Annotated in this window: 11 protein-coding genes; 6 read left to right on the top strand and 5 right to left on the bottom strand. The window is 67.6% G+C overall.

All coding sequences use genetic code 11. The features are described from left to right. Nucleotides 1-12 precede the first annotated feature (12 nt). A complete protein-coding gene (locus ABVF28_RS05295; RefSeq protein WP_371029726.1) occupies nucleotides 13-1,380 on the bottom strand; it encodes a hypothetical protein in 1,368 nt (455 codons plus the stop codon). Nucleotides 1,381-1,460: 80 nt separating this feature from the next. On the opposite strand from ABVF28_RS05295, the gene ABVF28_RS05290 reads away from it, so the two are divergent. Together ABVF28_RS05290 and ABVF28_RS05285 are read left to right on the top strand one after the other, a co-directional pair. Next, nucleotides 1,461-1,763, top strand: a complete 303-nt coding sequence (locus ABVF28_RS05290; protein ID WP_146080833.1) for a hypothetical protein — start codon at nucleotides 1,461-1,463, stop codon at nucleotides 1,761-1,763. Further along, nucleotides 1,760-3,466 (top strand): rhamnan synthesis F family protein, encoded by a 1,707-nt coding sequence (locus ABVF28_RS05285; RefSeq protein ID WP_371029725.1) that lies wholly within the window; start codon nucleotides 1,760-1,762, stop codon nucleotides 3,464-3,466. The genes ABVF28_RS05290 and ABVF28_RS05285 overlap by 4 nt, the downstream gene beginning before the upstream one ends. Before the next feature lie 44 nt (nucleotides 3,467-3,510). On the opposite strand, the gene ABVF28_RS05280 is transcribed toward ABVF28_RS05285, so the two are convergent. Beyond that, complete coding sequence (locus ABVF28_RS05280; protein WP_104312798.1) at nucleotides 3,511-4,893, bottom strand: hypothetical protein; 1,383 nt, start codon at nucleotides 4,891-4,893, stop codon at nucleotides 3,511-3,513. Between the two features lie 149 nt (nucleotides 4,894-5,042). Here ABVF28_RS05280 and ABVF28_RS05275 point away from each other — a divergent pair, with 149 nt between their 5' ends. After that, nucleotides 5,043-5,900: an NAD-dependent epimerase/dehydratase family protein gene (locus ABVF28_RS05275; protein ID WP_371029724.1), complete on the top strand. Its 858-nt coding sequence runs from the start codon at nucleotides 5,043-5,045 to the stop codon at nucleotides 5,898-5,900. A gap of 67 nt (nucleotides 5,901-5,967) precedes the next feature. On the opposite strand, the gene ABVF28_RS05270 is transcribed toward ABVF28_RS05275, so the two are convergent. Then, entirely contained in the window at nucleotides 5,968-7,260 is a 1,293-nt protein-coding gene (locus ABVF28_RS05270) for a glycosyltransferase family 2 protein (RefSeq protein WP_371029723.1), read from the bottom strand. Between the two features lie 84 nt (nucleotides 7,261-7,344). Here ABVF28_RS05270 and ABVF28_RS05265 point away from each other — a divergent pair, with 84 nt between their 5' ends. From ABVF28_RS05265 to ABVF28_RS05255, 3 genes are all read left to right on the top strand, one after another. After that, on the top strand, nucleotides 7,345-9,222 hold the full coding sequence (locus ABVF28_RS05265; RefSeq protein ID WP_371029722.1) for a rhamnan synthesis F family protein: 1,878 nt from the start codon (nucleotides 7,345-7,347) through the stop codon (nucleotides 9,220-9,222). A gap of 144 nt (nucleotides 9,223-9,366) precedes the next feature. Next, nucleotides 9,367-10,215 (top strand): ABC transporter permease, encoded by an 849-nt coding sequence (locus tag ABVF28_RS05260; RefSeq protein WP_179557949.1) that lies wholly within the window; start codon nucleotides 9,367-9,369, stop codon nucleotides 10,213-10,215. Then, nucleotides 10,216-11,418: an ABC transporter ATP-binding protein gene (locus ABVF28_RS05255; protein WP_371029721.1), complete on the top strand. Its 1,203-nt coding sequence runs from the start codon at nucleotides 10,216-10,218 to the stop codon at nucleotides 11,416-11,418. A 148-nt stretch (nucleotides 11,419-11,566) separates the two neighbouring features. Here ABVF28_RS05255 and ABVF28_RS05250 read toward each other — a convergent pair whose 3' ends face one another. Together ABVF28_RS05250 and ABVF28_RS05245 are read right to left on the bottom strand one after the other, a co-directional pair. Further along, nucleotides 11,567-14,902 (bottom strand): hypothetical protein, encoded by a 3,336-nt coding sequence (locus ABVF28_RS05250; RefSeq protein WP_371029720.1) that lies wholly within the window; start codon nucleotides 14,900-14,902, stop codon nucleotides 11,567-11,569. Between the two features lie 268 nt (nucleotides 14,903-15,170). After that, on the bottom strand, nucleotides 15,171-16,235 hold the full coding sequence (locus tag ABVF28_RS05245) for an NAD-dependent epimerase/dehydratase family protein (protein WP_371029719.1): 1,065 nt from the start codon (nucleotides 16,233-16,235) through the stop codon (nucleotides 15,171-15,173). Nucleotides 16,236-16,258: the final 23 nt, after the last annotated feature.

Raw genomic sequence — 16,258 nt, 5'->3', positions numbered from 1 at the left:
GCTTCTCCTCCGCTACTTCTCGGCGTCGCGGAGCAGGTCGTCGCAGGCGAGCACGAAGGACTTGCCGGGCGCGACGGCGAAGGCGCGCTCGCCCTCCGGCTCGCCGACACAGGTTGCGACCGCATCGCGGTACTGCGCCGACCAGGCAGGAACGGCGCGGCGATCATCCGGCACGGTCGCCCACTGCGACACCACCGCGGCCCCGACGGCGAGCAGGAGAGCCGCGGCGGCCAAGCGCGCAGCGCGCGGGGCTCGCACTCCCCAGCGCTCGACGATCGCGGACGCCGCGAGCGGGAAGCTCGCGAGCGCGAAGATCGCTGCGGCGGCCCCATAGCGGATGTCGATCTGCGCAGTCAGCCAGTCACCACCCTCGAACCGGGCGAACTGGAAGATCGTCAGCGGGTTGACGAGGAGCGTGCCACCGAATGCCGCAGCCGAGACCAGCAGCAGCGCGGCTAGGGCCACGCGCTCCGGTCGCCGCCCAATCGCCATCACGAGCCCCACCGCGAGCGCGAAGGGCACGAAGGCCAGCACCAGGATGCCCGTCCCCTGGCTCGCGAGCGCCACCGCGTTCGACTCGGTGTCGCCGCTCCAGACGGGAAGCAATGCCGTCGCGCCCCAGCCGACGAGCACATCGGCGACGGAGATGGGCCCATGTGGGGCGTTGAACTGAGGCCGGGGGGCGAGCAGCCACGTCACGAGCTGAGGCAGGACGCCCAGGAGGGCGCCGGTGAGCAGGAGCCACACCGCTTTGCCGCGATCCCAGAGGAGGCGAAGCAGCAGGATGGGCAGCGCGACGATTGCCTGGACCTCCGTCAGGAGGCAGACGAGGACAACAGCGGCCCAGAACCCCCGCTCCGCCCTGGACACGTCGCTTCGGGAGACGAAGATCCACACCACCAGCCACAGGCAGTACGTGTGCAGGTTCGCGAGGTCGCCGAGCACCTCGCGGCTGATGAGCGGCACGAACACGGGAACGAGGGCGACCGCGACGCGCGCAGGCAGCCACGTGACGATTCCCCTGGCCAGGCGGAACGTGCCGGCGCAGACCAGGGCGGTCGCCAGGAGGCTCAGGAACGAGACCGCCACACCGAAGTTGTCGCGCGGGAAGAGCTCCGCGGCGACGATCGTGAACACCCGTGGCAGGAAATGCTGGTAGCCGGCGTACGGGTGGAACAGCGTGGCGAGGCTGCCGAGCTCGATCTGCTCGCGCAGGAAGGTATCGCCGTCCTCCGCCCAGAGCACTCCGTGCGCCCCGGCCGGCACCCGGAACCACACCAGCACGAGGGCCACGGCGAAGACGCCGGCCAGCCAGGCGGACTCGCGGTGCGGAGCGAGTCGCCACTGTTCCGACTCGGAACCGACTGCTCGCGCGCTCATCCGTCGATGCTATCCGCCGCCGAGCCGACCCCGCGGCGAGGGAGACGGACAAGGGAGTCACCGGCGATATGCTCGTGGCCATGCCAAGCAGCGCACCCGATACCCGAAGCTCCGCAGAACTGGTCGTCGAGATCGAGGCACTCCGGGAGCGCCTCGACGAGCTCGCCCGCGAGCGGGCTGAGGAGAAGGCCGAGAACGCCGAGCTCAAGGCGAGGGTTCTCGCACTGCAGAACTCCCTGGACGACGCGCACTATCACCTCAACGTGCGGCCGACGACCGCGCAGCGCGCCCGCAACCTCCTGCGTCGTCTCCCCTCGCTGGCCCGGAGCATCCCAAGGCGCATCCTCGCCGTGCCACGGCGCATCCTGGGTGGCATCAAGTGAAGCTGAGCGACCTCAGGTCGCCCAAGCGGCTCGGCATCTTCTTCTTCTTCGACGAGCAGGGCGTCGTCGACGAGTACGTCACGACGCTGCTCGACGGCATGCAGCCGCACCTCGACCACGTCATCGTCGTCGTGAACGGCGAGCTGAACGACGCAGGCCGCGAGCTGTTCACCGCGCGCCCCGGCACCGACCTCATCGTGCGTCCCAACGAGGGGTTCGACTCCTGGGCCTACAAGACCGCCATCGACTCGATTGGCTGGGAGGGCCTCGCCGAGTACGACGAGTTCGTGATGTTCAACTTCACGATCGTCGGCCCGGTCGCCGACATGGGCCTCATGTTCGACACGATGGATGCAAAGGACCTCGACTTCTGGGGCATCACCGTGCACCACGCGGCCCCCTTCGACCCGTTCGGCGTCCTCGAGACGCCGACCCTGCCCGTGCACATCCAGTCGCACTTCATCGCCGTGCGTCGCTCGATGATCCTGTCCGAGCCGTTCCAGGACTACTGGGATGACCTGCCGCAGATCCCCGACTACTCGCACGCCGTCGCGAAGCACGAGGCGAAGTTCACGTGGTTCTTCGACCGTCTCGGTTTCACGTGGGAGGCCTACGTCGACACGACCGACCTCGAGCCGTACACGCTCTACCCGCTCAACACGTACCCGGTCGAGCTCATCGAAGAGCGCAACTGCCCCATCTTCAAGCGCAAGACCCTCTTCGCGGGCATCCCGTCGACGATCGAGGAGATCGCCGGGTTCAACGCGACGCGGCTCTACGAGTTCCTCGAGACCTCCGGGCGCTTCGACATGGCACAGCTGCGGCCGCACATGCAGCGCAGCATGGACCAGTACGCGCAGTTCTCCACGCTCCACGACTGGGCGATGCTCGAGTCCACGGCCGCGTCGTCGACGGAGTTCGCGGTCCTCGTCCCAGTGGGCGCAGGATTCGAGGAGCGCCTCGCGCAGGCTCGCCTGATCGAAGGCCGGGCCGCGCTGGTCGTCACCGGAACCCGCACCCGGCTGAGCGACGCGGACGCCCTCATCCAGGCCTCGGGCGCCCTCAGCATCGAGGTGGCCTCGCACTGGTCTGAAGCCGCCGGCCGCATCAGCCAGGACGTCACGATCGTGCTCGGGCCCGACGCGTTCCACCAGAGCGGACGCCAGGCGGACCTCGTCGACGCGCGCGCGTTCGGCGCAGAGACCTTCGGGCTCCCCGACCCGTCGGCGGCCATCGCCGAGTTCGAGCGTGCTTCAGAGCTGGGACTGCTCGTCGCGGCCCCGCTGCTCCACGGCGAGCACTTCGGCGAGCTCGGCCGGGAGTGGGATGACACCACGCCGGCGTTCGAGGGCATCGCTTCGATGCTCGGGATCGCGGTGCCCTACTCGCGAAAGACGTCGCCGTTGCAGGGGTCGGGCGGCACGGTCATCCTCCGCACCGAGGCGATCCGCACATTCGGCGCGTCCGTCGCGTCGGCGCCGTACGGAAGCCTCGTGCAGCTGAGCACCCGCGACTGGCAGAAGCTCGTCGCCCTGGCGGTGCAGACCGCGGGCTTCGTGCCCAGGGTCGCCGTCACGCCGGCGCTCGCGAAGTACCTGCTGTCGATGACCTTCGACCTGCTGCGCCGCATCAACCGCGCCGCCGGGCCGAGCGGCGGTGCGCGCGCGTCGACGCTCGTCGCTCGAGTCGAGTCCCTGCGCTGAGCCGCGGTCGGCCGTGCTCCCTCACGAGGGCGCACGGCCGCAGATCACTGCCTGACCGTGGCGCGCTCGAGCACGTCTCGGCAGGAGAGGTCGAAGTACCTGATGCCCGGCGCGCTCTCGAAGGTGTAGCTCGACTCCGGCGCGGCCTCGCAGGCGACGACCGCGGCCCCGACCTGCGCGCTCCACGGCTTCGCCATCGTCTTCGCTGAGGCCACCTCCGGCCCCTGGATCGCGATGTAGCCCAGGACGACGGTCGAGAGGACCAGCACGACCGTGCGCGACAGGACCGGGAACCTCGGGCTGAAGCGCATCACGAGCGAGGACGCCGCGAACGGAAGCGCGGCGAGCACGAACAGAGCCGCGGCCGCGCCGTACCTGAGGTCGATGGGCACGAGGAACCACTCGGGGCCCACGAACCGCGCGTACTGGAACGACTCGTGCGGGTTCACGAGAAGGGACCCGCCGAAGGATGCCGCCGAGATGAAGAGCAGGCCGCAGAGCGCGAACCGCTGATACCCCTTGTCGAAGACGAGGGCAGCCAGGGTCGCGAGCACGAACGGCAGCACGGCGAGTGCCAGGATCTTCCACCCGTACTCGGCCAGGAGGATCGAGTTCGTCTCACGGTGCCCGTTCCAGATCGGGAGGACGGCGTTCACCAGCCAGCCGACCACGACATCGGGAATGCCGATCTCGACACCCTCCTTGATGGGCCGCGGCGTCGTGAGCCAGGAGAACATCTGCGTTCCCACGCCGATGAGCGTTCCGGCCGCGATCGCGAGGACTGGAATGCTGCGGTCCCAGAAGAGGCGCACGACCACGAGCGGCACGACGAGCAGCGCCTGCACCTCGGTGAGACAGGCGATGAGCGCGACGACTCCCCAGAGGACGCCCTCGATCTTGCTTGCTGGCTTCGAGAGCGCGACCCACGCCGCCAGCCAGAGGCAGTACGTGTGGAGGTCGGCGAAGTTGCCGATGATCTCGAGGCTCAGCAGCGGCACTGCCACGGGGACGAGCGACATGAGCACACGGCCCGGGATCCAGCGGATGATGCCCCGAGTGAGCCGGTAGGTCGCAGCGGCCGTGAGCCCCGCGAACACGACGCAGACCGTGAAGACGGCGCGGTTGTAGGACTCGAGGGGGACCCATTCGACGACAGCAGCGCTGAAGACCCTCGGCAGGAAGTGCTGGTACCCGGCGTACGGATGCAGGAGCGTGGCAAGCGTTCCCCGCTCGATCTGCTCCTTGAGGAAGATGACCCCGTCCTCAGCCCAGACCACATCGTGATCCGGCAGCGGGATCCGGAACCACGTCCAGACCGTGACCACGAGGAAGACCACCACGACCCAGACCCAGTCCCGCCTGGTCCAGTCCGGGAGCCTGGATGCACCAGGAGCAGGGCTGACCACGCTGGCTGTCGTCCTCGTCATGCGTCTCCTCTTTTGCAAGCGGCCGCGCGTCCTGCGCCGCCTCGTCCACCGCAGCAAACATCATGGCACGGAACGTGTGCCGCCCTTGCTGGCCTCGGATGCCGATCTTCGTGCTCCGTTAGAGTGAGGGCCTTGTCGAAAGGAACGTCATGACAGAACGCCAACGGGTGCTGGTGACCGGCGCTGGGGGGTACATCGGGCGCCACGTCGTGAACGCGCTGCTCGCCGAGGACGCAGACGTCGTGGCCGTCGTCCGACCCGGTGGCGCCGCGAAGGTCAACCCGGCTGCGACGGTCGTCGAGCTCGACCTGCTGAGCAGCGACGCTGACTACTCGAGCGTCCTCGAGCCGGCACCGACCTCGGTCATCCACCTTGCCTGGGAGGCGGGCTTCGCCCACAACTCCCCTGTGCACATGCTCAAGCTGTCCGATCACTTCAGGTTCCTGAACTCAGCGGTCGAAGCTGGCGTCAAGCGCCTCGCCGTGCTCGGCACCATGCACGAGGTCGGCAGGCACGAGGGTGCGATCACCGCCGAGACGCCCACCAACCCACTGTCGCTCTATGGCATCGCGAAGGACGCGCTGCGCAAGTCGACGTTCCTCGCCTTCGACGAGAAGGTCACGCTGCAGTGGCTGCGCGCCTACTACATCTACGGCGACGACCGGAACAACCAGTCCATCTTCACGAAGCTCCTCGAGGCCGCGGACGCGGGCAAGACCGAGTTCCCGTTCACCTCCGGCAAGGCGAAGTTCGACTTCATCCACGTCGAAGAGCTCGGCAGGCAGATCGCGGCCGTTGCCCTCCAGGATGAACTGCGCGGCGTCGTCAACGTGGGCTCGGGTGTGCCCGTCTCGCTCGGCGAGCACGTCGAGCGGTTCATCACCGAGAACGACCTCGACATCTCCCTGAAGTACGGGGCGTTCCCCGACCGTCCGTACGACTCCAAAGAGGTCTACGGCGACGCGAGCGACATCCAGTCGTTCATGGCGACCCGCGCCGGCGCCTGAGCACCGCCACAGAGAGGGGCGCGCCGTCGATCTCTCGACAGCGCGCCCCTTTTCTCCGTCCTGACGGTCAGCGCCTGAGCACCGACTTCGCCGCGCGGCGCGCCTTCCGTTCGAGCTTGACCGCCGGCATCTGCTCGACCGCCTGCAGCTGCTGGCGGGCCCCGAGCAGCTCGGCGGCGAGCCGCGCCGCCTGTGCGCGAGCATCCGCTGCGCTGTGCTCGGCGGCCGCCGTGCGGTCCTCACGCAGCTGCAGCTCGTAGAGCTTCGTCTGCGCCTCGGCCTCGCGCTGCCCCAGCTCGTTGTAGGCCGTCCGCAGACCGACGAGGTCCAGCTCTCGCTGGTACAGCGTCGAGTTGCGCTCGTCGACCTCCTCACGAAGCAGACGCACCTCCTCGTGTGCGACGTCGTCATACCTCTGGAAGAGCGCGGCCCGCTCGCGGAGGCGCAGCAGCTGCTCGTCCGAGTAGACCTCGTCGTGACCGTCGTCCAGCGTCGCGGAGAGCTGCGCGGGCACCACGGCGGCGTCGCCGATCGCGCGCAGGGCGTCGATGATGGATGTGTCCTCCACGTAGCCGCCGTCGGCGAGCTCGGACGTCGTGGGCATGCGCAGCGCGAAGAAGTCCTCGAGCACGCCGGCCTTGTACCGCCGCCAGTCGCGCATGCCATGGTGGTTCGCGCTCGGGCGAAGCCCCGGGTTCGCCTCGAAGCCGAGCGCCATCGCGACCGTCTTCCGCTCGAACTGCGACCAGGAACGCCACGGCACGTGCAGCACCTCGAGCTCGAAGCCCTCCGGCACGTCGCCCTGCTGCTCAAGGGAGACGAAGTGGTTGCCGTGCGCGACCTCGACCTCGTCCGAGCCCACGTGGATGGCGTTGGGAGTCGGGTGCGCGAACACCCCGGCGCGGTTCAGCTGCTCGATGGAGCGCTCGTCCCGGAAACGGAGGCGAGCGAGCCCGCTGCCTTCGCGCCCGAACGAGCCGACCATGTTCACGACCGGGACGCGGAACGTCGTCAGGTCGGGGCTGTAGCGCTCCAGCGCCTGCCTGACGGTCAGCGAGCGTTCGCGCGCGAACACGAACTCATCGGCATCGCCGTTGATGACCCAGTCAGCACCGTGCTCGGAGTACGCCGAGCGAGCCATGCGCGTCACGACCTGGGCCTGCTGCTTCTTGTGCTCGGGATCGTGCAGGAGGGTCATGACCCCCTGCTCCTCGTACTGCTCGAGGATCTCGCGGGTTCCATCGACCGACGCGTTGTCGGTGACGATGAGGTGGTCGATGCCCTGAGCGAGCGAATGCTCCACGACGGCCGCGATGATGTCGGCCTCGTCGCGAACCATCATGGTCATGACGATTTTCATGGGCCAAGGCTACCCCGCTGTAGCATGGGGCATCGGCTGGCGCCCACCGGCGCCCGGCCCCGACAGACTCCAGCCGGGGTCGCCGTGAGCAGAGCAAAGGACGCCAACCTCATGCGTCGAGTGGTATTTTTCCTCGTCTACGACAAGCAGGGACACGTCGGCGGCTACGTCGAGCACTGCCTCCGCGAGCTGCGCGCCCACGCCGAGCACATCTTCGTCGTGTCCAACTCCCCCCTCACCACCGACTCGCGTCGCCGCCTCGAAGCCGTCGCCGACACGGTGTGGGAGCGCGAGAACGTCGGCTACGACGTCTGGGCGTACCGCGACGCGCTCCGCGAATTCGGGTCAGACCGCCTCCGCGACTACGACGAGCTCATCCTCGCCAACTACACCTTCTACGGGCCCATCGGCTCGTTCGCGCCGCTCCTCGAAGAGGCCGACGCGAAGACCGTCGACTTCTGGGGCATCACCGACCACGCGGCCGTGGTCCCGAACCCCATCACGATGACCGGCGTCATGCACCGCCACATCCAGTCGCACTGGATCGGCGTGCGCCGCAGCATGTTCACCTCAGACGCCTGGCGCTCCTACTGGGACGACATGCCCCGCATCGACTCCTACGACGACTCCGTCATGTTGCACGAGGCGCGTTTCACCCACTACTTCGAGTCGGCGGGCTTCTCCTCGTGGGTCGCCTACGCGTCGGCCCACTACGGCGACCAGCACCCGATCTTCAACCTCGCCGACGTGCTCATCGCCGACGGCTGCCCCATCGTCAAGCGGCGCTTCTTCTTCCACGACCCCATCTACCTGGACGAGCTCGCCATCATCGGCAAGCGCGTGCTCGAGCAGCTCGAAGAGAAGCACTACCCGCTCGACCTGCTCTGGCAGGACATCGGCACGACGGCCAAGCCGCGCATCCTGAACACGAACGCGGCCCTCCTCGAGATCATGCCGGACGTCGACCTGGGCGGCGCCGACCCGAGCGACCTCCGCGTGGTCGTCATCGCGCACGTCTTCTACGAGGAGATGATCGACGAGATCGTCGACCTCGCCAACACGATCCCCGGCGGCTACGACCTCGTCGTGACGACCGCGAGCGCCGACAAGCAGACCGCGATCCAGGAGAGGCTCGTGGAGCTCGGCCGCCCGGACGACGACGTGCGCATCGTCGGCTCCAACCGCGGCCGCGACATCTCGGCGTTCCTGCTCACCTGCAAGGACGTCCTCGAGTCGGGACGCTACGACATCGTCGTCAAGCTGCACTCGAAGAAGAGCCCCCAGAACGGCTTCAACTCGGGGCGGCACTTCAAGGAGCACCTGTTCCAGAACCTGCTCAACTCCCCCGGGTACACGACGAACCTACTCCGCCTCTTCGTCGACCACCCCACGCTCGGCATGGTCTTCCCGCCCATGATCCACATGGGCTTTCCGACGCTCGGCCGCGCCTGGTTCGCGAACCTCGAGCCGGCCAAGGAGCTCGCCGCGAAGCTCGGGATGCGCGTCGAGTTCGACGAGACCAGCCCGCTCGCGCCGCTCGGCTCGATGTTCATCGCGCGCCCCGAATCGCTGCGCCCGCTCGTGCAGGCCGGCTTCACGTGGGAGGACTTCCCCGACGAGGGGCAGTACGCGGATGGTGGGCTCCCGCACGTGCTCGAGCGACTCCTCGGCTACTCCGCGATCAGCGAGGGCTTCCACATCCGCACCGTGCTGACGACGCACAACGCCGCCATCTCGCACACGCTCCTCGAGTACAAGGTGCAGGAGATCACGGCAGGTCTGCCCGGCCTGTTCCGCGAGCAGATCGAGCTCGTGCGTCGGTACATCGCCTCCCAGGCCGAGTCCCCGCTCGGTCGCGCGAAGGGCATCGTGCTGAGCCGCACGCCGGGACTCGCCAACGCGCTGCGCCCGGTCTACAGCCGGTCGCGCGCCGCGTACCGCAACTTCCGGGCAGGTCGCTGACCCGCCCCACCTCGCGCGTGCGGCCCTCGGTGGCCGCGCCGCGAGGCTCCGAATTGGCCCCGAAGCCTGGTGTTAGTCTTGGGCGGCCCCTCCGTGGGGCCAGCGTCACAAGGTGTGCGGAGGACAATGTCTAAGCCTGTTTCTGTGAGGTCCCAGTCTCGGGGTCTCACGTTCAATCTCCTGGTCAATCTCACACTTCGTGAGATCCGGTCGGAGTACAAGCGCACTGCGCTCGGGCGAATCTGGTCGCTCATCAACCCGCTCGCGCAGATCGCGACGTTCTCGCTCGTCTTCGGGTTGCTCTTCGAGATCTCGGCCCCTCCCGGTACGAACTCGGGCGTGCACTTCTTCCCGCTGTGGATCGGCATCGGCGTCGTGAGCTGGGGCTTCATCTCCAACTCCGTCAACGGCGGCATGGGGTCCCTCGTCTCGAGCGCCGACCTGCTGCGCAAGGTCTACTTCCCTCGCTGGGTGCTGCCGCTCTCGCGCATCCTCGCGAACGCGTGGACCTACATCATCGAGATCGCGGTCATCACACTCATCATGTGCTTCATCGGCGGCCCCATGGTGCTGGCCTACCTGCCGCTCATGATCCCGCTGCTGGCCCTCATCATCATGTTCGTGCTCGGACTCGCGCTCATCCTCTCGGTCGTCGTCGTCTACTTCCGCGACATCGAGCACCTCTGGGGCATCCTCACGCAGCTGTGGCTCTACGCCTCCGGCGTCATGTTCCCCCTGCAGATGGTGCAGAACGCGCAGGACAACCTGACGGAGGAGGGCAGCCTGCTCTTCGGCGAGCCGTGGCCGCTCGTCTTCCTCTTCCAGCTCAACCCGACGCAGCGCATGCTCGAGTCGATCAGGAACATCGTCTACGACTACCAGGTGCCGCCACTCGAGAACTGGCTCTACATCGGGGTCTGGGCAGTCGTGATGCTGGTCATCGGCATCCTCGTGTTCACTCGGTTCTCGAAGAACATCGTGGAGGAGCTCTAAATGGCAGGCACAGCAGTCGACGTCTCCGGCGTCTCGAAGACCTTCCGCATCTACCACGACCGCAACCAGTCGCTCAAGGCGACGGTGCTCAAGGGCGGGCGGGCGAAGTACGAGGAGTTCAAGGCCCTCGACGACGTGACCTTCGAGGTCCCGGAAGGCGGCACCTTCGGCCTGCTCGGCCGCAACGGCTCCGGCAAGTCGACGCTCCTCAAGTGCATCGCCGGCATCCTGTCGCCGAACACCGGGACCATCACGACGCGCGGCCGCATCGCCGCGATGCTCGAGGTCGGCTCCGGCTTCCACCCCGAGCTCACGGGTCGCGAGAACGTGTACCTCAACGGCTCCATCCTCGGCATGTCGAAGCAGCAGATCGACAACCGCTTCGACTCGATCGTCGACTTCTCCGGCATCGAGAAGTTCATCGACCAGCCCGTGAAGAACTACTCGAGCGGCATGTACGTGCGTCTCGGCTTCGCCGTGTCCATCCACACGGAACCGGACGTGCTGCTCGTCGACGAGGTGCTCGCCGTCGGCGACATGGACTTCCAAGCCAAGTGCCGTGCGAAGTTCGCCGACTTCAAGGCCAGCGGCCGCACCGTCGTCGTCGTCTCGCACGGCCTCGAGGGCATGCGGGAGTTCTGCGACCGCGCCGCCTGGCTCGAGCAGGGCGTGCTGCAGGAAGTCGGCCCCGCGACGGCGATCATCGACAAGTACCGCGATTCCGGCAACGTGACGGAGATCATCGAGGGCGGCGGCCAGCGCCACGGCAGCGGTGAGCTCTACATCGACACGATCGAGCTCGTCGGCGAGAGCGGCGCCGTCGACAATGAGATCCGCACGGGTGAGTCGCCCACCATCCGCCTCAACTTCGAGGCGAAGCGCCCGGTCGAGCGCCCGAACTTCAAGATCGCGATCGAGACGCTCGAGGGCGTCCGTATCTGGAGCACCTCCTGCAAGCAGCTGGGCTGGCAGCCCGACTCCGTGCAGGTCGGACAGGGCAGCATGGACTTCCACCTCGACCGCCTCGCGCTCGCACCTGGTGAGTACGTCGTCAACGCCGAGGTGTGGCGAGACGAGAGCACCACACCCGTCGACAGCCTCACCGGCTCGTTCCGCTTCGGCGTGCACGCAGGCACCCCGTTCGCGCTCGAGGGTGTGCTCGCGATGGACGCCCGCATCGTCGCGAAGCTCCCCGGCCAGTAGCGCCGCACAGCCAACGCAGAAGACCCTCGCCTCGGCGGGGGTCTTCTGCGTTGTCGCTCGATCCCTCGAACCCGCCCGTAGAGAGAAGACCCCCGCCAGGTGAGCATCGCTCACCCCGGCGGGGGTCTTCGTATCGTGCGGTCCGGCGCTAGCCGGCGACCGGCTCTCCGATGCGGAACGTGGAGAACAGCTCGCGTGACAGCTGGAACGTCGTGGGCTCCGTGGTCGCAGTCGGCTCGGCGGCGGGCGTCTCGTCGACGCCAGCACCGGCCTCAGGGGCCTCAGCGGGTGTCTCGACGGGCTCCTCGGTCGAGGTCACGGTCGGCTCGGCGGTAACCCCGTCCGTGGCATCCGGGCGGCTCGTGTCCGTCGGCGCCTCGTCGGCGCTCACCGCTTCGGTTTCCGTCGCCTCAGGTGCAGCCGTCTCGGTCGGTTCTGCGGTGGCCGTCGCCGTCTCGGTCACGACGGGAGTCGCAAGCGAGGGGTCGACGGGGTGCAGCACGCCGTCCTTCACGAGGTAGAGCGTTCCGTCTGGGCCGAAGACCCGGTCCGTGATCGGCTCGGCGGTCGTGGAGACCGTGAGTCCCGCACCGACCTCGGGCGAGATGAGCGCGAAGTCGAGACCGAAGGCAGCCGCGTACTCCGGGGTGGCGAAGGGCACGAGCTCTCCGTCGACTCCGATGTAGGAGACGCCGCCGACCGTGACAGCCGAGGTGTAGAGCGGTGAGGTGTTCTCACCGAACTCCGCGAAGTTCGCGTCCGGCACGCTGCGCGGGTTCTCGATGGCGAGTCCGAGCTGCGCCGCCACCTCGGGCGAACCGACCTGCAGGAGCTCGTCGCCGTTCACGATCCAGGTGCCGGTCCCGGCACGGTTGGTGATGACCTCACCGGCCGTGAGCGGGACAGCTGGCTCCGGCGCTGCCGTCTCCGTCGGCTCGGGAGTGCCGGGGGCATCCGTCGACGTCGGAGTGGGCTCGAGCGTGGGGTTCGTGGGCTCCGGAGTCGCACTGGCGGTCGGAGTCGCGGTCGCAGTCGGTTCCGGCGTCGCCGTTGCCGTGGGCTCGGGCGTCGCGGTGGGAGTCGCCGTTGCCGTCGGAGTCGCCGTGGCCGTTGCCGTTGGAGTCGGCGTGGCCGTCTCGCTCGGCGTCGGCTCGCCCCAGCCTGCTGGGAGCTTGGTGAGCTGCGCGCCCGTCGCGATCTGGTCGGCGAACGCGGTCGGGACCGAGATCACATTGCCGACGGCGCCGAACTCCACGAGGAGCTTCGGGGACGAGATGTGCTGCTTCTCCCCATCCGTGATCAGGAAGATCTTCCCGCTGCCGTCCTTGATGAACTCGGTCATCGAGGCACCCGCGTTCGGGACGACGCCGCAGAGCTGCGCCGAGATCCCCGGGAAGTCGATGCCGTAGGCCGCTTCGAGCTCAGGCGTCAGCTTGTACGCCTCTCCCTCGGTCGCGACGTAGGCGTCGTCCCCGCAGCGGAACTGGTTCGTCGTGATGGCCGTGTCCCGAACCGGGATGCGGTCGAACGAGGCCTGGGTGATGACGTAGGGGCTCGAGCCGAAGCCGTAGTCCTCGGCGAGCTCGCTGCTGGCCACCTTCGTGAGGTGGGCGCCGTCGAGCACGTAGAGGGTGTCGCTGTTCGGGCTCTTGATGAGCGCGCCGTTGGTGATGCCATTGCCGGTGTCGATGCCGTCGAGCGTTCCGTTCGGCACCGTGTAGATGGTGCTCGAGATGCCGCGCTTCGTGGCCTCGGCCTCTGCGTCGCTCTTCGAGGAGAACTCGACGCGCTCGCCGCCGACGACGAGGTTGATCGTGTCGGATCCGCTCTCCTGCACGAAGTGGGCGCCGGGGACGGAGCCGTTCTTGCCAAGCGAGCCGATGATGCCGGCCGGGAGGGAGACGAACTTCGAAGCTCCGTACGTCGACGCCGGGACCCTCAGGAGCCCGCCATCGGTGTGCACGTAGCTCGACGTTCCGTCGGTCAAGAGGGGCTCCGCCGAGAGGGCGTCGCCCTGGGTGAGCTTGCCGTAAGCCGGGCCAAACCTGCCGGACGCCTTGAACGCGCTGAAGTCGGCGAGCGATGCGGGAACGGCATGAGCCGTGAGGTCGCTGTCGAGCACGACCTTGCCCGAGCCATCGAGCTTCTCGACGACGGCTCCGCCGGTGAGGAACGGCTCGCCGTCGCTGAGGAAGTCGATCTTGTCGTCCTTCAGCTTCGTGGTGCCGATGTACATGCCCTGGGCACCGAGCTCGGCTATGTCCGCGACCTCGCGCTTGGTCGTGCCCTCGACGAAGAAGATCTGACCGCTCGTGTTCTGGACGAACTTCTCCAGCGCGCCGCCGTTGTTGAACTTGTCGAGCTGCTCCTGCGTTATCTTCGCGAGGTCCGAGCCCTGCTGGTAGCCGAAGTCGGCCGCCACAGTCCAGTTGCGAACCTTCCGGAAGACGCCGTCGTCGATGTAGTACGGCGTGTTGTCCGGGCCGACGAGGATCTCCCCGACGTTCGCGCCGGTCGTGTACTTATCGAGCGTCGATGCCGGAACCGTGGAGACGGCGCCGAGCGCGTACGCGAAGTCAGCGACCTTGGACGCGGTGACCGGGTAGCGGACCTCCTCGGAGAGGAAGTACACCTGCGAGCTGCCCTCGGCCTTGACGAGCCACGGCACGCTGACGGCGCCCTTGGGGTCGCCGAACCAGTCGGTGTACATGCTCCAGAAGTTGCGGTTGCCGTACGCGGAGCATCCATCGCCCTCGCCGTACATGTTGTTCAGCGCGGCCTGGTTGGGCTGGTACGGCGTGTAGTTGTAGAGACCGGCCGTCGCGTAGTTCGAGATGTAGACCGCGGAGGAGCCGCAGGAGAAGTTGGGGTTGTACAGCACGTTGTTCGACGCGAACGGGATGTGGTTGAAGCTGTACGGGTTGGCCTTGTAGTTCTGGAACTGACGCGCCGCGTTGTAGACCTGGTAGAAGAAGCCGCCGTAGCTCTGGTCGCAGGGTGCCGTGTCCGGGCAGCCGAATCCGGTCGCCGCCGCGAGGCGACCGAGGGTCGGGCTCTGCATGGAGACGAGGCTCTGCTCCTTCTCGAGGAGCACGAGCATGGCCTTCTGGCTGAAGTTGCAGGCCTGGCCGACCTTCGCGATGATGTCTGCCGCCGATTCGCCGCCGCCCGCGCCCGAGTAGGCGGAGCAGTACTGCGTGGCCGGCATGGAGGGCGTCGCCTGCGTGTAGTTGCGCAGCGCCGTCGGGGACGACGAGCCGTTGCGCGAGACGAGGAACTGCTGCACCTCGGCCGCGGACATCGCGTTGCCGTTGTAGAAGTTCTCATCGCTGATGAGGTTGCCCGGGTCGAAGCCACTGGCGTCCGCCGCAGCGGCGGCCTCGATGCCGCCGTTCGTGGGGCTCGAGGCGATGAGCTGCAGCCCGAGCAGCCCGGAGGCTGCTACCGCTGCGGTAGCGAAAATGGCAAGAGTACGGCGAAACATGAGTTCCCAACGCGTCGGTCGACTGGGTTGCTGCGCATCCACGGAGTGCGCCGAGAAGGCTCAGCAGTTTCCAAGTATGCATACATGCGCCACGGAACTCCACACCCGTCCCAACTTTCACACGAGTCACATAAACAACATCCGTGTCAGCGTCGACCCTGCGAAGCCCGGAAACACAGCGATCACGGCCCCAGGCAGGTCCGTGATCGTCGCGACACGCCCGAGGAGAGAAATCCAAGGGATCCGGTCGCTGTGCCGTATATGCGAGCTACTCGGCCCGTTCGAGTCTCTGCGCGTCGATCCAGTCGCAGAGGAGGCCCACACCCTCATCCACCATGACTCGAGGACTCCAGCCCAGCGCGGCGCTCGCTTCCGACACCTCGCAGGACGCGTGACGGACATCGCCATTGCGGAACTTCCCGTTGATCTCGGGCGCAGGCGCCCCGTAGTGGGCCGCGATGAGCTCAGCGAGGCGGAGGATCGACGTGCCCTCCCCCGAGCCGATGTCGTAGGCGTTCGCGTTCGAGTCCGACTCGAGCGCGCCACGCACGATGGCGTCGGCCACGTCGTCGATGAAGACGAAGTCTCGGATGATCTGGCCGTCCTCGTAGACGGGGATGACCCGGCCGGCCTTCGCCTCCTGGGCGAAGAACGACACGATCCCGGTATACGGATTGATGAGCGACTGACCTGGGCCGTACACGTTCTGCAGGCGGAACAGCACATCGGTGACTCCGAGCGACAGGCACCACGAGCGGAGGATGTGCTCCTGCGCGAGCTTCGTGGCCCCGTACACGCTCGTCGGCGAGGGCGCCACCTTCGAGGAGACGAACGGGAGCGCGGAGAGCCCGGGGAAGTCCCACTCGCCTCGCTCGAGCATGGCGGCGGAACGCTGGCCCGGGTAGCTCACGGCCCCCTGGGCGTCCACCCAGGCGCCCTCGCCGTAGACCGCGCGGCTCGAGGACAGCACGATCTTGCTCGGCAGCTTCTCGGCGCGGACAAGTGCGTCGAGCATCTCGGTCGTCCCGACGACGTTCACGCTCGCGTGGCGCGTGGCCTCAAGCAGCGACTGCCCTGTGCCGGTCTCCGCGGCCAGGTGGATGATGACGTCTGGAGTCACGTCGCCGAGGAGGGCATCCCAGTCGGCCGCCGAGGTCACGTCGCCCTGCACGAACTCGACGCGACTGTCGAGTTCACTCGGGCGCTCAGGGACCGGGTGGATCTGCGGGTGCAGGTTGTCGAAGGCGACGACCCGATCGAAATGCTCGGGCAGGCGGTGGGAGAGCGCGGATCCGATGAATCCGGCTCCCCCGGTGATGAGGCAGGTCGTCATGGCGTTGCTCCTTAGGGTCTTCC

Origin of the sequence: Pseudoclavibacter sp. JSM 162008 (genome assembly GCF_041366455.1) — a bacterium.
GTDB lineage: Bacteria > Actinomycetota > Actinomycetes > Actinomycetales > Microbacteriaceae > Pseudoclavibacter.
This window is presented reverse-complemented; position numbering and strand designations above follow the sequence as displayed.